Origin of the sequence: Oceanobacillus sp. FSL W7-1309, from assembly GCF_038002145.1 — a bacterium.
Classification (GTDB): domain Bacteria; phylum Bacillota; class Bacilli; order Bacillales; family Amphibacillaceae; genus Oceanobacillus; species Oceanobacillus profundus.
In genome coordinates, this window is record NZ_JBBOBX010000001.1 from 306,734 (window position 1) to 331,964 (window position 25,231).

Sequence of the window (25,231 nt, forward strand, 5' to 3'; positions counted from 1 at the left end):
AAAAAACTATAAAATTTGTTGTTACTTAGTTGCCAAAATAGCCTTAAAATCGAACTTACTCTTTATAAGCCAATTCGTACAGTGCACCCATTAATGCTTTTACACCCTCAGCTAAGTCTGCTGGCTCTGTATATTCAGCAGGGTTGTGACTTATTCCATCACGACTTGGAACGAAAATCATTGCAGTCGGAATCTTAGGAGCAAAGATTTGGGAATCATGACCCGCACCGCTGTGCATTAATTTATAATTTAAGCCATTTTCTTCGCATTGCTTAATCATTAGATCAACGATATTCTTATCCATTGGCACTGGATCTTCATCCATCCACATGTCAATATTTAAGCCTACTTGGTGCTCTTGTGCTAAACGATTTAGTATTTCATATACTTCTTCTGTAAACTGAACTAAAGCGTCTTTCTCCGTATGTCTGATATCTAGTGTAAACAATGTATTTCCTGGAACAACATTGACAACATTAGGTGTTACTTCAATTTTACCAACAGTTGCTACTAATGGATCCCCATGCTTTCTTGCAGCAGTAATTATTTCGGATACCATTTGACTCGTAGCGAAAACTGTATCTTTACGGTAGCCCATTGGTGTTGTACCTGCATGGTTTGCTTGGCCGCTGATTTCAATATTGAATCGACGTTGACCAACGATACTGTGAACGACACCAACTGATTTTTCTTCCGTTTCTAATACATTTCCTTGCTCATTATGAATCTCAACAAATGCTTTAAAATCTTCACGCATTCCTTTTGTATCATCTCTGAAGTCAAATCCAGCCTTATGCATCGCTTCTACAAATGGAACACCATCAAAATCCGTAATGTTTCTTACATCATCGTTTTTGGCGATTCCGACAATGTTTTTTGAACCCCAGAATGAGTAAGGGAAACGGCTTCCTTCTTCTTCAGCCATTGAGACGACCTCAATATTACGTAAAGGCTGTCCATATTTTGCTTTTAGATGTTTGATCGCTATGAAAGCTGCTACGATACCAAATTGTCCATCATAATATCCGCCGTTTCCAACAGTGTCTACGTGAGAACCTGATAGGATAGTTTCATTAGGATATTTAGACCCTTTCAATGTACCAAATAAGTTTCCGATTTCGTCAAAATGTACATCTAAGCCTTCATCCACCATTTCTTTCTCTAAATACTTTTGTGCAGCAACCCATTCCTCTGTGTAAAGAAAGCGTGATACTCCGCCTGCAGGATCCTTGCCATGTGATCCTAGCGTTTCTAGCATATCTGTTAACTCTTTACTTAACTCAGTCATATTACATTTCCTTTCTATCACACACTATCTTTGTAAAAGATAGCGTTAAAATATAATTTCTATTAGCTCTATAACTTATTATACCTATCTCTAGCTACTGTTTCTATGCCATTTATGATAAAAAAATAAATCATTTTTATCCATATTAAACAATAACAAAATACAAATACAAAGCTTCAAAAGAAAGAAGCTGGAACGAAGTGTTTTTATCACCTGAAATTCAGACGTGATTGATGCAAACACTTCGATTTGAAAAATACCTTACGCATATTTCCTACACAAAGTTTATGCATTGTTCACAAATTAAACACCCTGGTTATGTTCCAATCTCTTTCCTTTATATGTTAGCTCGTTCAGCCTGTGTATTGAATCGATTGGGCAATGACTAATGCAATAATCGCGATTCCTGAAAAGATGAAAAACAGCGGCAAGAAGAATTTTACCCATTTTTGCCAAGTAACACCCGCAATTGCTAAAGCAGCCATAAAGTATCCTGATGTTGGATAAAGAATATGTGCAAATCCATCTCCGAGCTGGAAGGCAAGTACTGCCGTTTGTCTCGTCACACCGATAAGATCAGCTAAAGGTCCCATGATCGGCATTGTTACTAGTGCTTGTCCACTGCCAGACGGAATGATAAAGTTTATGGTTAATTGAACGAGGTACATTCCAACTGCACCGAAAACAGCAGGAAAATCGCCAACTACCGATCCTAAGCTATAGACAATTGTATCCATAATATGACCATCTTCTAGCGCGACCGAAACCCCACGAGCTAAGCCCATGATAATAGCTCCCATTAATACATCCCGGAAACCTTCTGTAAATCCTTCTGATATTTCTGTTGAGTTTAGTCCTGAAATTAAACCTACAATAATACCCATGAAGACAAATAGTCCAGCCATCTCGACCATGAACCAGCCATGATTAAGTACGCCATAGACTAAGATTCCCATAAATAGGAGCGCTGCAAAAGATGCATACTTTTGTCTCGCTGTCATTGTCCTAACTTCTAATTTATCCTGGTGTTGATATTGCTTTCTTTTCTCTACATCATCTTCATAGACAAAACTATTTAACGGATTGTTTTTAACTTTTTTAGCGTAGCGCATGATGTAAAGTGAGGCAACTGCTACAGTTAGAACAAAAATAATGATGCGAAAGCTCATCCCTGAAAACAGCGGAACACCGACAATTTGCTGTGATAATCCTACATTCACTGGATTAAGTACTCCCGCAGTAAAACCAACTACTGACCCAATTAAAGCAATAGCTGCCGCAACAATAGAGTCATATCCCAACGCAATCATCAGTGGCATGATAACAGGAATATACACAAGTGTTAATTCTGGTGTACCAATTAATGTAGCAACGATTGCAAAAACAGTTGTAAGTACAGGAATGATCAAAATACTTTTATTAGCAAAACGATTTGCTAAGCGATCAACTACTATTTCAATGATGCCTGTTTTTTTCAGCACCATGAACATTCCACCAATCATAAATGTGAAAAATATAATTTCTCCAGCTTCAATTAAGCCTCTTGGGATGATTGTCAAGAAGTCAACAATCCCTACAGGTGATGATTCAATTTGTGTAAAAGACTCTGGATTCACTGTTTCCCTTCCGTCCGGTCCTGGCACCCGCTCAAATTCACCTGCCGGTACGAAATAGGTAGCGATTGCAGCAAGTGCACTAAAAATGAATAAGATTACATAAATATGAGGCAATTGAAATTTTTTCTTTTTCTCTGTTTTCTCCATTCTTGTCCCATCCTTTATTATTAACTTGTACAGAAAACAAGTGAAACTACTGACATGCATTTATGTAAAATACCCCTTATTGCTCACACTGCCATGTGAACAATTTAGAAATCCTCTAACTATATGCTATGTTGTATCCGCTCCCAACTCTGTACTGCATTTCATTGTAAAATTAATTGAATTACATGTAAATGTCGATTACAACTAAATTTATTAAGTATATTGTTCATACTAACCAACTTATATTCATCTTTTATGTACTCTAAATAGCCAATTGTTCAATTTGTACTGCACCTGAGAAGAATTTAATAGTGTGCTTTGCGATTTGTCCAATAAGACAAGGGATCAAGCTCTTATTAAACTCAGCTATTTTCTATGCAAAGATAACAATTGCCTTTTTTAATCTCTATCTATTAGGGTGATTTATTCCTCATTATTTTAAACATAATGTGCTGTCAGGATGAAGTAACTTTCAAAATATGCAATTTATACAAAAGGTGTCCTTCCTAGGAAGGACACCTTTTGTAATGCAAATCATATTAGTTATTCACAGTCATCAGCTTACCAATTGGTTCGCCTACAATGCCTTGTTCTAAATCATAAACAACATTTCCGCGTACAATCGTTTTCGTTACACGACAGTCAATGTTTCTTCCTTCATAAGCACTATGCTTATTTTTATAATAAAGATCTTCTCTGTTTAGCGTGTAAGAGCTGTTTGGATCAACTAGAATGATATCTGCATCCTTGGAAACTGCAATTTCACCTTTATTTGGTAAATTAAAACGCTCCGCTGGAGTTGTTGCGATTAAATCCACAAATTTTTGCACGGGTAACCCGCGTTTTTTAACAGCTAGATCAAACATAATATCTACATTATTTTGTGCACCACTGATTCCGCCCCATGCATCGAAAATATTTCCTTGTTTAAGGTCTTCTGTACATGGAGAATGATCGGAGGTTAACCAATCGATATTGCCTGCCATCAGCTCATCCCATAATCTTGCTTGGTCTTTTGCTTTTCTCAATGGCGGTTGGCATTTAGCTCTTGGTCCAATTTCTTCTACATCTTCTGCAGTAAGTGCAAAATAATGTGTACATGATTCAACTGTTACATCGACACCATCTCTGCGTGCTTCAAGGATTTTCTGAATTGCTTCAGAAGTACTAATGTGCACAAAATGCAGTTTGCATCCAGTTTCTTTCGCAAACAATAATGCACGCTGAACTGCTTCAACTTCCGTAAAAATTGGACGTGAATCAACATAATCCATTGCTGTTGTTCTGCCTTCACGCACCATTTCATCTGCCAGTTTCGCAGTAATCGTTGGGTTTTCAGCATGAATACATAGAATTTGATCCAATTCAGCTAATTTTTGCATGCCTTTATACAATGCATAGTCATCAACATTAACAAAGTCGCCAGGAACTTCTGCAGTTATTGCAGACATAAAGCATTTGAATGCTGGAACGCCTGCATCTACTAATTCTTCCAGCTGATCGATGTTTTCTGGAACAAGTCCACCATAGAATGCATAATCGACATAGTTCTGACTTTTAGCAGCTTCTAGCTTCAAGTCTAATGTTTCTTTATTGATGGTTGCTGGAATAGCATTAAGCGGCATTTCAACATAGCTTGTTGTTCCACCTGCTGCAAGTGCTTTAGAACCTGTTTCAAAGCCTTCCCACTCTGTACGGCCAGGTTCACTAATATGCACATGTGTATCAATCATTCCCGGCATAACATATTGACCTTTTGCATCAATTACTTCATTTGCTTGCTCTGTAATTTCCTCTGCAATGCTAGCAATTTTTCCATTTTTAATTCCGATATCCACATTATATACACCATCACGAAGTACAACATTTCCATTTTTAATTACTGCATCAAATCCCATTTGAATACCCCTTTTCTAATTGAATGTTTATATAGTGAAGCTTCATTAAGTGGAGATTTCCTTACCTCTCCCACTTAAATTAGTTGAACAGAATCAGGAATTTACGGGCTGTTCCCTCACACTCAGAGGTGAAGGATTACAGCCAGTTAATGCTGGATAAAGATTTATTTCTCTACTATCTCTCCATTTGTAAATACAACTTCTCCATTTACGATTGTTGTTTTTACATTTCCTTTAAATGTTTTACCAACATATGGAGAATGCTTGTGACGATATTTTAAATCTTCTGCTTTCAGTACAAACTCTTCATTAAGATCAACAAGTGTTATATCCGCATCGAAACCAGCAGCAATTGTACCTTTTGTTTCTAATCCGAATAGTTCTGCTGGGTTTGTTGATGTTAATGCAACAATTTTTTCTAATGGAAGGTTACGTTTGAAATAACCTTCTGTTAGCATAATATTCAACGTAGATTGAGCTCCGGAGATTCCGCCCCATCCTTCAAAATAGTTATCCGTAATTGTTTTCATGGATGCTGGTGCTGGAGAATGGTCAGAAGCAATGACATTGATTTCTCCTGCTGCTACTGAAGCCCATAGATCTTCTACTTCATCCTCATCTCGAAGTGGTGGAGCACATTTTGCTATTGCTCCTTTTTCTTCTAAGTCTCTTACAGTTAAGGATAAATAATGTGGACATGTTTCAACTGTAATATCAACGCCTCTTTGTTTCGCATCATTGATTACTGCTACAACTTTACGGCTGCTTGCATGCACAATATGAAGCTTACATCCAGTTGCTTCTGCATAAGAAATAATTCTTCTAACCGCTTCGATTTCTGAAATAATTGGTCTTGATTCAACAAAGTCTCTGGCAGTTGTTTTTCCTTGCTCTTGTTTTTCTGCTGCTAATTGGTCACATATTACCGTGCTTTCCGCGTGAACAGCTAGCAGAGAACCTAGTGATGCAATTTCTTTCATCCCTTTAAAAATGGATTCATCATCTACATTATTAAAGTCAGCAATTCCACTTGGTGACATAAACGCCTTGAATCCAATAACACCGTTTTCATGAAGATCTTTTAAATCAGCGATGTTTTCAGGAACTAATCCACCCCAGTAGTATGGATTGACAATTGATTTCTCTTCAGCTCGTTCTTTTTTCAAATCTAGGTTTGCTTTGTTAATAGTAGGCGGTGTACTGTTTAATGGCATATCAAAGAATGATGTTGCGCCTCCAGCAGCTAGGCTTCGACTTCCTGTTTCTAGTCCTTCCCACTCTGTTCTTCCGGGTTCGTTAAAATGTACATGTGAGTCAATTAAGCCAGGTAAGATATGTAATCCTTCTGCATTGATTTCTTTCACAGCAGTTCCTTCGATAGCCTTATCATTGGAAACCTCAACTATTTTCCCTTCTTTAACTGCTATATCTCCTGAAACAATTGAATCTGCTGTTACAATCTTTCCATTTCTAATAATGAGATCAAATGTTGTCATCTGATAATTCCCCTTTCCTGTTTCACTTGCTTCATGAAGTTAAACCTTTATCTAATACCAATTCTATTGGTTAGATACAATTTGTTTTAGCAGTAAAGAAATAGTTGCCTACATCTTTACTGCTTTTATATGGTAGGCCTTCCTTTATTAAATGGACGTACCAAATTGAACAACTTATTACAGTTATGCGCCTTTTTTATTTAACTCTTGAAACTGCTCTTTTTTTTTAGAAAGCTCCAATAGTATATAAATTACAATAGCAGATACAATTCCCACAAACCACGAGATATCATAAAGGGCTTTAAAGAACGGTACAAACTGACCAATCAAACTCAGAACAGCACCGATAATCGTAGCTACAATCGCATTCACATTATACCCGTTTTTATAATTATACTTACCATTTTTAGAGTATAACTCGTTTATATCAATCTTCTTCTTTGAAACAATGAAGTAGTGTGCAAGCATTACCCCAGTAATTGGTGCTAATAAACCAGCAACAATGTTTAAAAATGTAAAAATACTTGTAGAATTTTCCATTAGCTTCCACGGCATAATAAGAATTCCGAGGATTGCAGCTAATGTTGCAGCTGATTTAAAGGTAAAGAGCTTCGGAAAAAGTGATGCAATTTGGTAGCCTGCAGGAACAATATTTCCGGTTACGTTAACAGACAAAGTTGTTAAACATAGTGTTAATACAGAAATAGCAATAGCAAATGTTCCATCAAAACGAGCAACCACATCAAGTACATTCCAAATTGGTGTTCCAAATGCAATTTCTGAACCAACAATAATCGAAATACTTGCAACTGCAAAAAGCAGGTAAGTTACAACTAATCCTAAAGTTTGACCGACTGCTTGATGTTTAGGCGTTTTGGCTAATCTTGTAAAGTCAGATACACTAACCATCGGTGCAGCCCAGGCTGCAATTATTGCAGTAACAGCAGCTAAAAAGACAATAATACTATTTCCTTCAAATCCAGCATTTGTATAGGAAAGAATTGGTCCGATTCCACCAGCCAAGTTAATTGCCCAAATCGCCATTCCACCAAATACAATATAAATTAATGGGGAAAGAATATTTGTAAACTTCCCTAAGATATCCATTCCACCATAAATTAATGCTACATTAAACAGCCAAAAAATAAGGAATGAAATAAGAGCTGGCAATGTCAGTCCGAAGAAACTCCAGTCTCCGCCTAGTGTTAAATAGCCTGGCCACAGCTTGCCTAATAGTATGGATAGTGCCTGGCTTCCTGCAAATGTTTGAAAACCAAACCACATAATTGCTGCGATAACCCCCCTGATTACACCGGGAAATAGGGCTCCTTTATTTCCATATGATGAACGAATCAGCATAGCAAATGGTAAACCATATTTTGAACCAGCATGGCCATTAAATACGAGCACAGCTGCTATAATAAGTGCTGCCACCATAATTGCCGAAAAAACCTGCCCAACAGATAATCCAATAGCAAAAAGACCACCTATTGCAATATAGTTTGGAATATTATGCACACTACCCATCCAAACAGTAAAGAAATTTCCTGTATTCCATGTTCTATCCTTATCTTGTGACGGTAGAACATCATCACTGAAACCAGCTGCTTTAAGCTGGTCTCGTTTCAGGCTTTCCAAAAAAAAATCTCCTTTCACGATCAACAACGAATCCACACTACTTGTCCAAGCATAGGTCTTATTGTAATCATTTTACTCGAAAATAATTACGCCCCTAGTAAAAGGAGAAATAGTGCAAATTAGTAGGATGTTTCACAAATAAAGCTGAAGGTATATGTTATGTAACCTCATGTTTTGTATCTTCACATATATTAATAAGATGGAAGACGTCCACCTGATTCGCTTGAATTAAGTATATAACAGATGAATATTCAGGTCTTTATATTGAGTAAACAAAATAGTTAACTATTGTTGTATAACTTGATTCCTGAATTGTTCAAAGTAAACAACGAGTTGTTATTAATTAACATAAATACGTCAGCATAGTTTTGAAAACGGTATAGATAAAACCCTTATAAAGAACAAAAGCGCAAGCGCCCGTTTAGCGACGCACGGACTGGACTGAGCCGCAGGAGATAAAGGAAACACGGCGACCGTAGGAAGCCGATGTTGACTTATCGTACGGAGGTGAGGGAAGTCTCGCTAGTCGTTGGGCGCTGGAGCTGGACGTCGCTGTTCCGGTAACTAAGTTATCCACAGCATTCAAATTTTATAGTTTCCTAAGCAATAAAGAAAAAGTCACGCATTCCCTATCATTCCGATAGATGCAGTGACTTTTAAATCTATCTTTTACTTTGCAAATGGATCCTTGTTTCCATAGGAATCATTATGAACAACGTCAGACTCAAGATATTCATAAATATCATCAACAATTTCAATGCCTTTTTCCATATATGCAGCTTCTCGCTGTGCACTTCGTTGACCAGGATAAGACACCTGTTCAAACCCTGGAGCTGGTTTAATATTGTTTAAATCAGTCATTGTTGTCGTAATATGTTGCTTAAATGTTTCTAGATTTGTAAAGTATTCTGGGTTAATTACGATGTGTAATTGCCCTAGATTTCTTCCCTCACTTAAATCATGGTACATGGATGATACTTTGTTTCCAAAAGGAAGACCTAATAATATTCCAGAAAGTACATCGACCATCATCATCAAACCATACCCTTTTGGTCCTGCAATAGGCAGCAATGCGTTGACACTAAATGGATCTGTTGTTGCTTCTCCGTTTTTATCTACTGCCCATGTATCTGGAATGCTTTCATTTTTAGAACGAGCATGCAATATCTTGCCCCATGCTTGTACTGTTGTTGCCATATCAAATGTGATGATGTCGTCTTCACCTGGTGCAGCAAAAGCAATTGGGTTTGTACCATAGTAAGGTTCTGCTCCCCCAAAAGGCACTACCATTGGATCTGATTGGCAGACAGAAATTCCGATAAGGTTTTCCTTAGCTGCTTGCTGTACAAAGTAAGATAATGCGCCACTATGGCTTATTTTTCTTACTCCTACAACAGCAACCCCATTTTCTTTTGCCATTGCAATCGCTTCATCCATTGCCAATTTTGCTGCAACATGCCCTGCCCCGTTGTCGCCATCAAACAAAGCTGTAGTTGGCCCTGTCTTTTCAAACTTGAAATCAGGGTTTGTATTAATTCCACCTTTGGCAATGCGCTCTGCGTAATATTCAACACGCATCGCACCATGTGAATGAACACCTCTTGCATCCGCGTGAACTAAAACGTCAGCAACACCGTCAGCATGTTCTGCTGTTAAACCAGCCTTGTTAAGCTTGTTTTTTATTAGATTCTTCAATTCATCTCTCGTTACTCGCAAAATATCACCCCTAATGATTTATTGTAAATATAACAACTTTTAAATGAACCATACATGTAAGGAAATAAAAACTATTCCACAGGTAATTTGTCTCATAAAATCGAGTAGGGTAAGTTTTCCCTACTGAAAACTCACCCAATCGTATGAAATAGTACAGCTATAAACTAGTATGAATCGAAACAGCAGCCTATTTATTCTGCAAATGGGTCTTGATTATCATATGCATTGTTGTGAATAACATCAGAAACTAAATATTCATAGATATCATCGACAATTTCAATACCTTTTTCTTCGTATTCCTTTTGAATGAATTCAAGGTTTTGTCCTGGATAGAAAACTTGGTCAAATCCTGGAGCAGGTTTAATCCCGTTCAAATCAGTCATTGTTTGTGCAATATTTTCTTTAAATGAATCTAAGCCAGTAAATACCGCTGGATTAATCACGATATGTAACTGCCCTAAATCTCTGCCTTCACTTAAATCATGGTACATAGAAGACACTTTATTACCGAATGGCAAACCTAATAACACGCCTGAAAGTACATCTACCATCATCATGAGGCCATAGCCTTTTGGTCCGGCAACCGGCAATAACGCTCGTACCTTGTGTGGGTCTGTTGTTGGCTCACCATTTTCATCAACTGCCCATGTATCAGGAATGCTTTCATTTTTAGAACGAGCATGCAGAATTTTACCCCATGCTTGTACAGTCGTTGCCATATCAAAGCTAATTAACTTACCATCTTTTCCTGGAACTGCGAATGCAATTGGGTTTGTACCATAATAAGCTTCAGCTCCACCAAATGGTACAACCATTGGATCTGATTGACATACAGAAAGAGCTATTAAGTCTTGTTTTGCAGCATACTCTGTGAAATAAGATAATGCTCCACTATGTCCCATTTTCTTAACACCTACGACAGCAACACCGCTCTCTTTCGCAATGCTGATTGCTTCATCCATTGCAAGCTTTGCTGCAACATGTCCAGCTCCATTATCGCCATGGAAAATAGCTGAACTCGGTCCGGTTTTTTCGACTTTAAAGTCTGGATTAGCAGTAATTCCGCCTTTAGCAATTCGCTCTGCATAATATTCTACACGCATTGCACCGTGAGAATGGATACCTTTTGCGTCTGCAAATACAAGTACATCTGCCACTTGTTCCGCATGTTCTTCTGATAATCCTGCTTTGTGAATTTTATTTTTAATTAAATCCGTTAATTCCTGTTTTGTTAGTCTCACTTTATACACCCCTTAGCTTTCCTATGGAATTTCCTTCACGAAAAATTGTTGCACATATACAGGCAAAGGTAAAAGGCAAAATGCCTTTTACCTTTTCAGTAATGCTTTTGAACTTATAAATCGTGTTCCGTTCTTACAGTTCTTCGTCACGATTACAATCTTTAGAATACAAGTAAACAAGTGGTTCTCTGCCTACTGCGTATGTTGCTTGCAAGCAGTATGGAGCCATGTAAATGTAATCTTCTTTTTTAACTGTTTGCCATTTATTATCCAAGTTGTATACACCTTCACCAGATAATAAATATGCACCATGCTGTTGTACATGTGTTTCAATAAATGGATGGCTACCAGCCGGATCAAATGTTAGAATATGGAAGTTCATATCAAATGCAATATCCGTTGGAAGTAAGTCTTTAAGACGCATATTGTGCATGCCATCATAATCGATCTCTTCTAAATCATTTGTGTTTCCAGAAACAACCCAAGGTTTCTTACCTTCTAAAGGTTTATGTTTTTGTTTGTAAAGAAATAGTTTAGAATCTCCGTCTTGTAAGTTCTCCAAGTACATGGTTACAGATGGAGGACAGTATAAGTAGCCACCTGATTCAAGAATAAATTCTTCATCATCGGCTTTAGCTTTTACTTTACCATCTAAAACACATACAAATGTTTCAATGTTATCTTGTCCACCGAAACCTGCTGTATTTTTACCACCTTCATGGAAAGTTAAAATATAATCAACAAAAGTTGCACCTAATTTAGGTGATCCTAAAATAGTCATGGTGCAATTTTCAAATCCAGGTACTACGTTGTTTACTCTTCCTTCTGGAGGAATTACCGCGTATTTCCCTGGTTCAATAACTGCTCTGCTTGATAAAAGATCTGTTGGATATCCCATTTAAAATCGCTCCTTTAATGAATTGATTCTTCAAGGTTGGTAAAAAGTCCGGTAAAAATGACACATCGAATTTCTTCGTTGGCTTGCTTTTCCGTTCCTTAGAAAAGGGAACCACTTTTCCTGCGTGCAAGAACGTCTGCTCACGTATTAAACCCATACGTTCCGCTACTCAAAGCCACGCCTCCTCGAACTTCGACGCACAGGACGTGCTAGTGTCGGCGTTGCAACAGGACGTTGCGAATTTAGCCGACCTCGGTCCTTTTTATCCTCCTTTTTAACCTCTTTTTTGAATAGACATTTCATTAGAATTCATATGAAATGCTTATTCCCTACTTATTTAGAAATAATCGTTCCACTTTCACCACGGATTGCTTTATCAACTTGTTCTAATGAACAGATGATAGCTGTGCCAGTAGTTTTAGCAAATTGTAATGCAGATTCAACTTTAGGTCCCATGCTTCCTGCACTGAATTGACCTTCAGCAACATAGCCATCCATCTCTTCTACTTTGATTTGACCTAATGCTTTTTGTTCCGGTGTTCCATAATTAACGTAAACATTTTCAACATCTGTTAAAATCATGAAAACATCTGCTTCCATTTCTTGAGCAAGTTTAAAGCCACTGCGATCTTTATCGATTACTGCTTCAACACCCTCAACCGTTCCGTTTTCTGCTGTTACAACCGGAATTCCACCGCCGCCACAAGCTACAACTACATTACCCGCTTCTGCAAGTGTTTTAATTGTTTGTGCTTCATGGATTTTAAGTGGTTCTGGAGAAGGTACAACACGGCGATAGCCACGGCCTGAATCTTCTACCATTTTCCAGCCTTTTTCAGCTGCAAGCTGTTTTGATTCTTCTTCTGAATAGAAGGCACCAATTGGTTTAGAAGGATTTTGGAAATCCGCATCATCACGTGAAACTTCAACACGTGTTAACAAGTTAGTTACTGGTGCATCAATACCTAGTGCTTGGAATTCATTTACTAAACATTGAACCATCATATAACCGATAAAACCTTGGGATTGACCACTTAATGCGTCTAATGGAAGTTGAGGAACGACATCTGCAGCTACTTCATTTTGACGAAGGATATTTCCAACTTGTGGACCATTACCATGTGTAATAACTAGCTTATAGCCATCTTTAATTAATTTCGCTAAAAATTTAGCACTTGTACGAACATTGTTCATCTGGTTCTCAAACGTACCTTCTTGACCAGCTTGTAAAATTGCATTCCCACCTATTGCAGCAACTATTGTTTTACTCATCTATAAACCCTCCAACTAAAAATCATAACGGCATCGTTCATTAATGGCAGGATAGGATGGTATGCCTGCATACAGTACATACCATCCATCCACACATCTATCCTGTTGCCATTTTATATTATTTATAAGAAATTAAACTTCTACGCCGTATTTTTCAGCAAGTGCTTCTAAAGCTTTTTCGAAACATCCAAGTGGTACACGTACTGTACCAGCACCAATTTGTCCGTTTCCTGCTACTTTATGAGCAATACCAGTATTGATTACTGGAGTAATTCCAGTTTCAACTACTTTACGGATATCGATACCTAAACAAGCACCTTGGAAATCCCAAGTAGGGATTTGCAAGTTATTGTTGTTAGCGATACAGATTTCACGCATTTCATCACTTGTGTTAACAGCATCGTTGAATCCGCCAGTACCTACGAAGCGAACAACACCTGGTGCAGCAACCATTGCCATACCACCAACACCGTAAGCTTCAGTGATTGCACTATCTCCCATATCCGGAGTTGCATCTTCAGAGCTGTAGCCACTGAAATACAAACCATCTGGAGTATTAACTGGTGCAGTAAACCATTGATCACCTAGTCCACTAACTTTGATTCCGAACTGGTCACCATTACGAGCAAGTGCAGTAACGATACTTCCTTCTGTTTCTATAGCAGCAGTATCCATTACAGATTTAGCAGTTGCCATCATAATGTTCAAGAAGAACTGGTCATTATCTGCTAGGAATTTTGTAACTTCCTGTAATTCTTTTTCTGAGATACCAGAAGTGATTAAGTATGGAACGATTTGTCTTAAGAATAATGCAGATGCCGCAATATTTCTTTGGTGGAATTCGTCACCCATTGTAATAGCTTTTGCAACAAGTACGTTAACGTTCATTCCGCCATCGATTTGTTTTAATGATTTAGAAAGAGCAGGTCCTAATACATCCTTCATCCAGTTTAAGCGATTGATTACTTCTTCGTTGTACGCACCGAAACGCAGTACCGCACCAATACCTTCGTTTAGGTTACAGTAAGCACGTTTTTCACTTGCTTTGTTTTCTACAACAACAACTGGCATATTTGCAGAAGTGATTCCGCCCATTGGTCCTACAGCACTTACAGAGTGAGCAGAAATAAATGTAACTTCACCGTTTTCAAGCATTTTTTGAGCTTCTTCTTCTGTTGCAGCCCATCCTTCAAATAATGCTGCACCGATACAAGAACCTTGCATTGGATGAGGCATTTTTTCCCAAACTGTTGGAGGTCCTGAGTGTAAAAGAGCCTTTCCGTTTAATTCAGAGATAACACTTTTTGCCGGAACGACATCAAGTAAGAATGGTTCTGATGCTGTAATATGTTGAATAACCGCCTGATTTGCTTCATCAATTGTTTTATATTGCATGATAATCCTCCTAATCTTATAACTTGCTTAGTTTGTCTAAAATTGCAGCTAAACGCTTATCTCCACCTGCGATAGGTGCCCATTGATATTGAACCACTTGACCGCCATTTTCTTGAACGGTATCAGCGAATCCAGTCAGACCAACGTTGATTACTCTTGGTTTATCTGAAATCAGCTCAGAAGCTTTTGTAAGATCTGCAACTGCTGTTTTTTCTGCTATTGTTTCTGCTGCCTCTTCTCCTTCAAGAGAATCAATAATTGCAGCAGCAAGTTTTGTTGCTTGTGCATTGCTTTCTGTAACGATAACACCAGCAGCTTCTAATTTATCTACTTGATCCTGGTATACTTGAGGATCTTGTGCAGTACCTGTTACAGATGCAATTGCGATAACTGCTCTACCTTGTTCAGCAGCTTCTTTCTTACCTTTTTCGACAACTGGTGCGAATACGCCAGCCATATCATCATGCGCTCCATATCCAATAACGTTATCTAATAAAAGTACTGCAGTTTTAGGGTTTGCAATAGCTTCTTTAACCTTTTCCACACGGAAAGTAGGGTCGATCATTGGATGCGCGCGACCTTGCGTATAAGCGTCATCACCTAAGTCAATCACTTCATGCTCGCCATGTTGTAGCATCATTCCTTCAGGATGTGCCGCATCTGGATCAAGATTGAATGCATCTTCAAGGATCATTGCTGCTTCAAGTGCTAATGTACCACCACAATAGTATCCTTTAATGAAGCGTTGATCTTTGTTTTCTTTGATTTTCTTCAAGTCTTCGTTATCTGCTAGGATACTATCTGCAGAGGTGTTGCTTGTTTGAGCTAATTCTAAAGCTTTTAGCGCTGTATCTTCTAAAGTCCATGCATAATGTACATTATCATGTTGCTCTTTTGGCTTATCACCCATAAAGATAGAAACAACAGGCTTGCTTAAAGTCTTGAATACTTCAACAACCTTTTCACGCACTTCTGGTGCAGGTGGCTTCGAAATATAAACAATTACATCTGTTTCAGGATCTGCATCCAACACACGTAATCCTTGAATTGTTGTTAATGCGCCGATTTCTAATGCTAAGTCACGTCCACCAGTACCGATAGCATGTGACACACCGCCGCCGTTTCTTCCAATGATTGTTGTAACTTCTTGAATACCAGTACCTGAAGCACCTACAACACCAATATTTCCTTTTTCAATTACGTTTGCAAAAGCAATCGGCACACCGTTGAGGATACCTGTACCACAGTCAGGACCCATTACCATTAATCCTTTTTCCGCAGCTCTTTGTTTTAGTTGTAATTCATCTTCGATACTAACGTTATCACTAAACAGGAAAACGTTCAGATCACGGTCAAGGGCTTTATTCGCTTCAGCTGCAGCGTGTTCACCTGCAATTGAAATAAGAGCTAAATCAGCATTCGGCAGTTTGTTTCCAGCCATTTCCCATGTACGAACTGTAGAATATGCAGTTGCTTCAGATGCTGCAGATTGGTTATTTAAGAAATCCTCTAACTCCTCAATAACACGATCAACATTTTCTGTTTCAGCAACAACACAAAGATCGTTCGGGCTTGCAGCTTCTAGCTCGTCAGTGTATAAACCTGACCCCTTCATAATATCTTTGTTTGATGGTGTACCCATCATAACTGAAATTCGCTCAACACCATCCATAGCGGATAAGTGATTCGTTAATAACATCAGGCTAACGGAGTCCTGATATAAGTTCTTCTTAATCACAGTATGAAGCATGTTTCTCACTCCCAGACCAATATTTATTGTTACATCTTCGAAGCCGTTTCACTTCTCTATCCTTAGGCAAATGAAAAGTCTTCTTTATATTAATTCCATACAGAGCGTGTAAAGGGCTTGTGCGCGCTTTCACGAGTCGGCGCATTCTTAACACCTTCAAGTGATATCAGGTACCTTTCCAACATCATATTGGTTCTAATCAAAAATTCAAATGGTTTATATTTAGACATAAACACCTTTGTCTTTTAAAACATTTTATAAACCCATTTCAGTTGAAATGATTCTCTGTATGTCTTGCATTAAATCGTAAGTGGATTATTATATTGGCAAACTTTTAAATCCCATGTTCCTTTATTAAAAAAACTGAAAACTTATTCTTGTTCACACCAAATCACCAATTACGCAATATTAATATCTTTTCCTAACAGCGCAATTAGTAAATACCTCATGGTACCTATCAGATATACCACTTACCAACAATTATTATAGCCGAGTACCCTTGAAATGTAATTAGTTACTTTTGATAAAATATAGTTCGGCTTTTGTATATAGTTAACAAGAGTAAAGATCCATAATAGTATACTCCTATTGTGTACAAAAACACTAATAGGATACATTGCTTCTCACTAGACGAACAGTAAAATTATCGTTAAACTAATGAAGGCTTTTGCTAAATCGCAGGAGCTGCAACTTATAAAAAAGTGAGTGATTCATAAGATGGGTTCAACATTTGTATACAAAAATGTCGGAAATTGTGCAATCAAAGGAGACTTTTACTCAACGGAAGCATCAAACGCACCTTTGCTTGTTTATATCCATGGTGGTGGGCTAATTTGGGGAAGCCGTGATGAACTTTCCGAAGAACAAATTAATCTTTATAACAATGCTGGCTTCAACATTTGTTCCATTGACTACCGCCTAGCTCCGGAATCAAAGTTACCAGATATCATTAGCGATATTCAAGATGCGCTCAGGTGGTTAAAAGACGAAGGGGTAAACACGTTTAACTTTGACCCAGATAAAATTGGTGTAATCGGCAGCTCTGGTGGAGGATATCTTGCCTTACTTACAGGTATATTTGAAGTAAAACCAAAAGCAATTGTATCCTTCTACGGTTACGGAAATATTACGGGTGACTGGTACACAAAACCAAGTCCCTATTTTACAAAAATGGCAAAAGTGCCAGAGGCATTACCAAAAATGCTCATTCAGCCAAGCATATTGTCAGAGGCTCCAATTGAAAAACGTTATGGCATATACTTATACTGTAGACAGCAAGGTGTATGGAATGATTACGTTATCGGCAGAAATCAAACCAAAGCTGAGCTGACAAAGTATTGCCCAATTGATAATATTCATTCCGATTATCCGGCAACATTGTTATTACATGGTTATAAAGACGACGATGTTCCCCACGAGGAATCCGTTAATATGAGCAGAGCTCTAGAAGATGCTGGTATTACAAATAAACTCATTACCATTCCTAATGGAAAGCATCAGTTTGACAAAGAAATGAATGATCCAAATGTAAAAGATGCATTTCACCAAGTCATTCAATTTTTGAAAGAAAACTTGGATGTTAATTAGCATGACCATATGTTAGAGGCATATAGCTGTGAGAACTTCAGCTTTTTATTTGTAAACATCAGTCAATTAACTTTGAAATTCAGCTTTTAGCATTAGAAATATTGATGCGTGCTTATAAATGAGAACAATCTTAGAAAACAAAGACATTCGCCAAGCTTTTAGGCGAATGTCTTTGTTGCATTTAAGCAAGTTGGAAGGTTTTATACCTTCTTATTTGCCAAATTCATTGTTGGATTTTTTCATTACTTAGATCGCTTTGCTACCATTTCAATTTCCACTTCAGCTCCGAGTGGAAGTGCCAAGACCGCAACACAGGTCCTAGCCGGATATGGTGCTGCAAATTGTTTTTCGTACACAGCATTCATTTCCGCGAAGTTATTCATATCTGTCAAATAGACATTTACTTTCACGACATCATCTGAAGTAAGACTTGCTTCCTTCATTACTTCAAATAAATTTTCAAAGCACTGCTGCGTTTGCGCAGCGATATCACCAGTCATATCCTTAGCTGTAGGTGAATTTTTTGCAGTCTGACCGGAGAAATAGATAAATTCCCCTGCATCAACCGCATGTGAATAAGGCCCTGAAGGCTCCGTGCCTTTTGCGTCATATACTTTTCTCGTCATATTGATTCTCCTTTTTCAAAATCTACTATCCAATATAGCATCTTTTTGAAAAAATACTATTCTATAATCCAAGCACCGTGGAAATAATCCAGGCTGATCCGTAGAAAATCATGAACTGAACACCAACTCCGACCCCAAGAAAACGATTCAGCATTCCGCCAACCATTGCCATCGCAAACGTAACAACAATTCCGACCAATCCACCTTCATAGAATGCCAGTAAACACACGATTCCAATAAACATCCCAATGATTGCTTCCTGATTAATTCGCTTTAAAACAAAAACAGTAGCTTTACGGGCAAAATTCATTGAAAACGGATAAGCAATCACTGATGCAATCACTAAGCCAATCAATCCATAAATAAAAAAGTCTATTGGATCCATCATCGAATGTAAATTATTTACTGGATCCGCAGTGAAAATTGGCGGTGCATTAAATAAGGCTTGTGCAGGACCGATAGCGACAGGACTTAGCGGGATTCCAAATGCAACTAATGGAATGATTGTCTCTGCAACGTATGTAGATTCTGTTACCCCATTCATCGTAGACAAGCTGGTTGTCGTTTTCTTATATTGTCCTTTGACACGAGAACCGACGATTTCCCCCATTAATGCTGTCATTCCAACAGGACTGAGCGCAAAGGTTAACGATGACAGAAAAGAAGTGCCACCAACAGCAGCAGTTTGTTTTTTCGTCAACACCTTAAATGGATTTGGAAAGTACCCAGACCATGATTTCTGTTCAGGGGCAAGCTTGTATTCATTTGGTTTCGTCCGCTGAATCATCGGGCGAGCACTATTTGATGTTGCAATAAGAATATCCGTCAACATCGGTCCAATTGCGATACCGAGAAAGAAGCTAATGGATAGACTACTCCCCAAAATCGATGTACTAACTAAATTTAACCCTTGAATAACTAAAGCTAAAGGCAAGATAAGTAAAATACTCACCCATCGTCCTTTGGAAAAATAACCTATTAATACAGCAGCACCTGTAAAAATAATCCCTGCATTTTCTTGGAAGAATGTTCCAAACTGACTTAAAAACATCGCAAATAAAAGTGAAACAGGAAGTGCAATAAAAGCACCAATAATTCCACCTGAAATCATTTTTCTGAGCGCGATGTGCGGCAGTCCAATTCTCCGCATAAAGTTAGCATGCTCCAGCATCGGAGCTGCAAGTGTGTCTCCTGGAACTCCCATTAAAGCAGTTGGGATAGCGTGTGTTAAATGCTTGGCCAAAATAGCTGACATAAAAAATGCGAAAACCGCTTCAGGTGGTGCACCTAGCAAGACAACAATTAATGTAGTTGGAACTAGAATTGCCGTTTCATCTGAACCCGAAATCAAACCAAGCAATGTAAATACTACCCCGGCCAAGATTGCTAAGAGAATAGCGATTACCAATACACTCATTTTCGCTTATCCTCCCCATCTTGTATAAACATATCGTAGATTCCCTGTTCCTTCATTTCTTTTGTCGTAACAAGATCATTCAATATAGATTCTCGTTCTTCTTCTATATCAAATTGTAGTTTTTTATAAACCTCCGCCAATTCGTCATTCGTGCTTGGCATCTCATTCAATGTCCGTTTTGGCTTAAATAATAACGTATTCGTCACTAAAGCTACCAAACTTCCTGCAATTCCAAGCAGCAATGAATAAGATTGCACCATTTCTTCTGGAGCAATCTTCGGAAAGATACTTTTCCCAATAAAAAAGCCTGCTAAGCTTAGCGTAATACTTATTGCAATAGTACTTATTAAATGTTTCCCATAAACAGTATCCCCAATTATTTCAACATAGCTGTCTGTTCTTTCATCCTTTTCATTACCCGCAGACATGTAACACTTACCTCCTCATGATTTCACTGAAACTAAAAATTACCTTCTTTCTTTACGAAACCAAGGCTTACAAATTTCAGTAATCATTATACTACAATAAACACAAGGAGGCTTCTTTTATTTCCTCCATTCAACAAAGTTTCCTTAAGATAAACTTTGTTGAATGTTTATTCGTATCATAAACCACATGACATCTATTCTGTGAAATACAGCCACATATATTCTTTTAATGTAAAAACAATAAAAAACCATCCCATGTATGTAACGTACAAATGAGATGGTTTTAACAATAAACCCTATCCTATTGTTTTTTTATCGGCGTACAAACTGCGTATAGGCTTTCTGTTGAGTCAGATAAATTTACTTCAATGACTTTATATCCGCTATCAACTGAGTCCACATTTTTCAACTGCATGATTAAGCTTTTATCCATTGTTCCTCTTCCTTTCCTATAAATTTATCACACCGAAATCAATATATGCAGGGAGTTCGAAAGTGTGCATGCTTCATTAAAAATATTTGGCCCATTTACTTAAATTCAGGTACCACAGTAGGTTCGGTAAGGTGTTTCAGTTTTCACAGGCGGTCTTGTAAACTCAGATTGCTCGTCCGTATGTGCGTAAGGATCAGCTAGAACATGTAGTAACTTCTCCAACACATGATAATTTCCCTCTTCGACTGCGGCAGAAAGCGCTGCTTCCACTTGATGATTCCGTGGGATTACTGCAGGATTACTATCCCGCATTAATTGATGTGATGAAGCTTTTGAATCTTCCTGTCTATCTAATCTTTCCAGCCATGACTGATACCATTCCGTAAATCCCGGAGTATCAGCTAGTTCAAAATTCTTCTGCCAATTAAAAGTTAGTGCCAAAAATGTATTCGTATAATCCGCTCGGTGCTTCTGCATCATACGAAGAAGGTCTTCAACAAGAGCTACATCCTCTTGCTCTTCATTAAATATACCCAATTTTGCTCGCATTCCCTTCATCCAGTGAAAACGAAACAAATTCGAGAAACCAGATACAGCTTCCTGTGCAAGCTCCAATGCTTGTTCGTCATCTTCATGCAGTAATGGCAGCAAACTTTCCGCAAATCGCGCGAGATTCCAGCCAGCTATTTGCGGCTGATTGCCATAAGCGTAACGCCCGTTAATATCAATAGAGCTAAAAACCGTTTTCTGATGGTACGTATCCATAAATGCACAAGGACCGTAATCAATCGTTTCACCGCTGATCGTCATATTGTCGGTGTTCATTACACCATGAATAAAACCTGCCAGTTGCCATTTGGCTACAAGAATAGCTTGACGCCTTATTACTTCCTGAAGCAGGTATAGATAACGATTCTCTCCAAAATCACCACCTGAGAAATGTCGCTCTAATGCATAATCAGCTAAAGCGCGCAGTTCCTCCGTCGATCCCCAATTTGCAGCATACTCAAAAGTTCCGACACGAAGGTGACTGTCAGCAACACGGGTTAAAATCGCACCAGGCAGTTCAGTTTCACGCATAATAAATTCCCCAGTGGTTACAATTGCCAAGCTACGAGAAGTAGGGATGCCAAGTGCATGCATCGCCTCACTAATGATATATTCTCTTAACATCGGTCCAAGTGCAGCACGGCCATCACCGCCCCTAGAATATGGGGTCCTTCCCGCCCCCTTCAGCTGAATATCAAAACGTTCTTTATCAGGAGTTACCTGCTCTCCTAATAATATTGCTCTCCCATCTCCAAGCATGGTAAAATGCCCAAACTGATGTCCCGCATAGCTTTGCGCAAGCGGATTAGCTCCTTTTGGAATTCGATTACCAGCCAACAGTTCAACACCATTTTCACTGATTAACTCCTCGATGTTTAGTCCAAGTGAATTGCCTAACTTCTTATTAAAAATTACTAATCCTGGTAACTGGACAGGAGTTGGATTTAGATTTGTATAAAATAAATTTGGTAAACGAGAATAGCTATTCTCTAAATTCCAGCCAGCATCATTTCCATTCTCTTTTCGCATGATAGCACCCTTCCCTTCGTAAGTTTTAAATTTGTTTATAGCGTTTTCGTTTTGCCATTTGATTATCCATTCAATTAGCAACCTAAATTTCTAACTCAACTCGAATTTCCTACAATTTATAATTCCAGGCCATACGAAATCTATCAAAATCAGCGTGCATTCGCTAAAACTTGTACATGTTTGCACTTATAATCCGACAGCTATCTAAACAGCAATGCGCTAGAATAGGATATAGCAATCTACAATTCAACTATTTTACACAACGTGATAATATTTTTTTCAAAAAGAATTGTCTCCCATTCAACTTCCCTGCAACAAATACTAATAAAACAGTTTCAGCGATATTAGATTCTTGTAAAACAATGTATCCTTGGGGATTCTATATTTAAACTGGATTACATCTATTCTAAATGAAGTTATTGTTTAGCAGCAATTAATTGACAGTAGTTTCGTTTTCTCAATTCGTAAGTATAACCAAACTAGATAAGCTGTTATTTAACGACTTCAATTATTGACCAAAATACAAAAGGGAGAGTGCAATATGGCTACTGAAAACTTCCAACACAGCTACAGTTTAACTGAGATTGCAAAACAACTCGGCCGTCCACGGACAACCGTACAAGAATGGCGAAATCAATTTAAACCATACCTTCCGACTGTTCAGGGTACTCAAGGAAGAACTACAAGATATGAAGCTAGCGCATTAGCACTTTTTCAATTAATCGCCCATCTGAAAGAAGCAAACGAACCAATTAGCATTATCGAACAAGCATTAATAGAAAACAGTGCAACCACTTCGGACAATACAACTGCAAACATTCCATCTTTTCAGCCACAAGTTTACGAAGGGTTAAAACAATTAGCTGTTGCACTGGATGAACAGCGACAGCTTAACAAAGCAATCATGAAAGAACTGCAGGAGTTACGACAGCAGCAGACCACATACTATCACGAACTAATGGAGCTGCTAGATCGACAAAACAATGTAGAGGAAAATATTCGAACCCGAGACTTTCGCTTGCTAGAAACGATGCGTGATATGCAAGATAAGAAGAAGAAAGAGAAACAGCGTGGAGGTTTTTTTTCCATTGTATTTAATAGGTGAATTAACCACTAATTGGACTAGCCAGCTCTAATCAATCTGTTGCATTCATCTTCTCTTACATCCTTTGAACCTATCTTCCGCTAACTTTTACATAAACCATCCAAGGAAGCACCACATGGATGGTTTTTTTATTCTTCTCTTTTACAGGCATCAAAATATATCTTTCCCTTAATCAAATAATAGAAGTTGTTCGTTTTGCACAAAATTAAACATAATAAATAGTGCAGAATGCTTAATGATATATCATCAAATTTTTAGTACAATATTAGAATCGTTAATTAATTTAAACAATAGCTTAACATTTCATATTTTACATCCTCCATTCCACACTAGTTAGTCTAGTTAATATATCCAGTAAATTTATAAAAACTGAATCTTTTATAAATTAATCGATAAAAAGGAGAAATTCAACTATGTACACAGAACTAAACACACCAGCTAGAACGATTATGACTCCAGGACCGGTAGAAGCTGAGCCACGTGTGCTTCGGGCAATGGCTACTCCTATACTAGGTCAGTTTGATCCAGCTTTTACTGAAATCATGGATCGTGTAATGAACATGCTTCGAGAACTTTTTCAGACAAAAAATAAATGGGCTTTCCCGATTGATGGAACGTCAAGATCAGGTGCTGAAGCGCTGCTTTGCAGTATTATTGAACCAGGAGATAAAGTTTTCATTCCGATATATGGAAGATTTGGTTATTTATTAAATGAGATTTGCGAACGATACGGTGCAGAGGTTCACACGATGGAATGTGAATGGGGAGAAGTTTTTGACCCAGAAGCAGTAATCAAAGAAATGAAAAAAGTAAACCCGAAAATTACAGCAATCGTGCATGGTGAAACATCAACAGGTCAAATGCAGCCTTTAGAAGAAATTGGTAAAGCTTGCAGAGAACAAGATATACTGTTTGTTGTTGATGCTGTTGCATCCATCGGGGGTACTCCTGTAAAAGTAGATGAATGGTTTATTGATGGTATCGTTGGCGGTACACAAAAATGCTTATCTGTTCCGTCTGGGATGGCACCAATTACGTATAATGATAGAATTGAAAAAGTAATTCAAGCCAGAAAGAAAGTTGAAAAAGGGATTGAAACAGAAGATGACAGACAAAATCTTGGAAGCAATCCTTTTATAAAAAGCAATTACTTTGACGTCAGTATGCTTCAAGATTACTGGGGTCCGAGACGCTTAAATCACCATACAGAAGCAACTTCTATGATTTATGCTCTTCATGAAGGACTTCGGATTGTACTTGAAGAAGGATTAGAAGAACGTTTTGCTCGTCACAAGCATCACGAACAGGCTCTAATAGCTGGTATTGAAGCAATGGGATTAGATATATTTGGGAATTTTGACTCCAAACTCCCCGTAGTTACCTGTGTCACAATACCAGAAGGAATTGATGGTGAATCCGTACGGAAAATGCTGCTTGATGAATTTACAATTGAAATTGCAAGTTCATTTGGTCCTCTACAAGGAAAAATCTGGCGAATTGGCACAATGGGTTATAGCTGCCGGAAAGAAAATGTTCTGTTTGCATTAGCAGGATTAGAAGCAGTATTGATCCGTCACAATGCTCCTATTCAGGTTGGTAAAGCGTTGCAGGCAGCATTGGATGTTTACAATAACAACTAAAAATAAGCGGAAGATGAAATAGTATAATTTTCTGCATAAAACAAAAGCATCGCTACAAAGGG

19 protein-coding genes are annotated in these 25,231 nt (G+C 38.1%); 3 read left to right on the forward strand and 16 right to left on the reverse strand.

Features of this window, described 5'->3' with window-relative positions; all coding sequences use genetic code 11:
• Positions 1-55: 55 nt before the first annotated feature.
• From allC to fdrA, 11 genes are all read right to left on the reverse strand, one after another.
• Positions 56-1,288 carry an allantoate deiminase gene (gene allC, locus NST46_RS01345; protein WP_118889826.1) on the reverse strand — a complete coding sequence of 411 codons (1,233 nt, stop codon included), beginning with the start codon at positions 1,286-1,288 and terminating at the stop codon, positions 56-58.
• Positions 1,289-1,641: 353 nt separating this feature from the next.
• Entirely contained in the window at positions 1,642-3,051 is a 1,410-nt protein-coding gene (locus tag NST46_RS01350) for a YfcC family protein (protein ID WP_118889827.1), read from the reverse strand.
• 539 nt (positions 3,052-3,590) lie between these two features.
• A complete protein-coding gene (gene allB / locus NST46_RS01355; protein WP_251659357.1) occupies positions 3,591-4,949 on the reverse strand; it encodes an allantoinase AllB in 1,359 nt (452 codons plus the stop codon).
• Positions 4,950-5,113: 164 nt separating this feature from the next.
• Positions 5,114-6,445 carry an allantoinase gene (locus tag NST46_RS01360; protein WP_095313193.1) on the reverse strand — a complete coding sequence of 444 codons (1,332 nt, stop codon included), beginning with the start codon at positions 6,443-6,445 and terminating at the stop codon, positions 5,114-5,116.
• A 183-nt stretch (positions 6,446-6,628) separates the two neighbouring features.
• Positions 6,629-8,083 (reverse strand): allantoin permease, encoded by a 1,455-nt coding sequence (gene allW, locus NST46_RS01365; RefSeq protein WP_303447513.1) that lies wholly within the window; start codon positions 8,081-8,083, stop codon positions 6,629-6,631.
• A gap of 669 nt (positions 8,084-8,752) precedes the next feature.
• Positions 8,753-9,799, reverse strand: coding sequence for an ureidoglycolate dehydrogenase (allD, locus tag NST46_RS01370; protein WP_095313197.1), 1,047 nt, complete (start codon positions 9,797-9,799; stop codon positions 8,753-8,755).
• Between the two features lie 191 nt (positions 9,800-9,990).
• On the reverse strand, positions 9,991-11,040 hold the full coding sequence (gene allD, locus NST46_RS01375) for an ureidoglycolate dehydrogenase (RefSeq protein ID WP_341136624.1): 1,050 nt from the start codon (positions 11,038-11,040) through the stop codon (positions 9,991-9,993).
• A gap of 133 nt (positions 11,041-11,173) precedes the next feature.
• Entirely contained in the window at positions 11,174-11,938 is a 765-nt protein-coding gene (gene allE / locus NST46_RS01380) for a (S)-ureidoglycine aminohydrolase (RefSeq protein WP_118889833.1), read from the reverse strand.
• A 333-nt stretch (positions 11,939-12,271) separates the two neighbouring features.
• Positions 12,272-13,210 (reverse strand): carbamate kinase, encoded by a 939-nt coding sequence (gene arcC, locus NST46_RS01385; protein ID WP_303447511.1) that lies wholly within the window; start codon positions 13,208-13,210, stop codon positions 12,272-12,274.
• A 132-nt stretch (positions 13,211-13,342) separates the two neighbouring features.
• Positions 13,343-14,605: a YlbE family protein gene (locus tag NST46_RS01390; RefSeq protein WP_341136625.1), complete on the reverse strand. Its 1,263-nt coding sequence runs from the start codon at positions 14,603-14,605 to the stop codon at positions 13,343-13,345.
• Between the two features lie 16 nt (positions 14,606-14,621).
• Positions 14,622-16,355, reverse strand: coding sequence for an acyl-CoA synthetase FdrA (fdrA, locus tag NST46_RS01395; RefSeq protein ID WP_095313206.1), 1,734 nt, complete (start codon positions 16,353-16,355; stop codon positions 14,622-14,624).
• 717 nt (positions 16,356-17,072) lie between these two features.
• On the opposite strand from fdrA, the gene NST46_RS01400 reads away from it, so the two are divergent.
• Complete coding sequence (locus tag NST46_RS01400) at positions 17,073-17,942, forward strand: alpha/beta hydrolase (RefSeq protein WP_341136626.1); 870 nt, start codon at positions 17,073-17,075, stop codon at positions 17,940-17,942.
• 242 nt (positions 17,943-18,184) lie between these two features.
• Here the strand turns inward: NST46_RS01400 and NST46_RS01405 are convergent, their stop codons facing one another.
• The 5 genes from NST46_RS01405 to NST46_RS01425 all read right to left on the reverse strand — a co-directional run bounded on the left by NST46_RS01405 (position 18,185) and on the right by NST46_RS01425 (position 22,424).
• The gene (locus NST46_RS01405; protein WP_095313210.1) at positions 18,185-18,568 is read right to left on the reverse strand and encodes a RidA family protein; all 384 of its coding nucleotides are present in this window, start codon (positions 18,566-18,568) and stop codon (positions 18,185-18,187) included.
• Between the two features lie 61 nt (positions 18,569-18,629).
• Positions 18,630-19,985, reverse strand: a complete 1,356-nt coding sequence (locus NST46_RS01410) for a tripartite tricarboxylate transporter permease (protein ID WP_095313212.1) — start codon at positions 19,983-19,985, stop codon at positions 18,630-18,632.
• Positions 19,982-20,413 carry a hypothetical protein gene (locus tag NST46_RS01415; RefSeq protein ID WP_118889839.1) on the reverse strand — a complete coding sequence of 144 codons (432 nt, stop codon included), beginning with the start codon at positions 20,411-20,413 and terminating at the stop codon, positions 19,982-19,984. The genes NST46_RS01410 and NST46_RS01415 overlap by 4 nt, the downstream gene beginning before the upstream one ends.
• A 301-nt stretch (positions 20,414-20,714) precedes the next feature.
• Positions 20,715-20,846 carry a hypothetical protein gene (locus tag NST46_RS01420; protein WP_262366397.1) on the reverse strand — a complete coding sequence of 44 codons (132 nt, stop codon included), beginning with the start codon at positions 20,844-20,846 and terminating at the stop codon, positions 20,715-20,717.
• A 105-nt stretch (positions 20,847-20,951) separates the two neighbouring features.
• Entirely contained in the window at positions 20,952-22,424 is a 1,473-nt protein-coding gene (locus NST46_RS01425) for a protein adenylyltransferase SelO (RefSeq protein WP_341136627.1), read from the reverse strand.
• 541 nt (positions 22,425-22,965) lie between these two features.
• Between NST46_RS01425 and NST46_RS01430 the strand changes: the two genes are divergently transcribed.
• Positions 22,966-23,529: a MerR family transcriptional regulator gene (locus NST46_RS01430; protein WP_118889841.1), complete on the forward strand. Its 564-nt coding sequence runs from the start codon at positions 22,966-22,968 to the stop codon at positions 23,527-23,529.
• A 413-nt stretch (positions 23,530-23,942) separates the two neighbouring features.
• Positions 23,943-25,169 carry a pyridoxal-phosphate-dependent aminotransferase family protein gene (locus tag NST46_RS01435; protein WP_341136628.1) on the forward strand — a complete coding sequence of 409 codons (1,227 nt, stop codon included), beginning with the start codon at positions 23,943-23,945 and terminating at the stop codon, positions 25,167-25,169.
• The last annotated feature ends 62 nt before the right edge of the window (positions 25,170-25,231 follow it).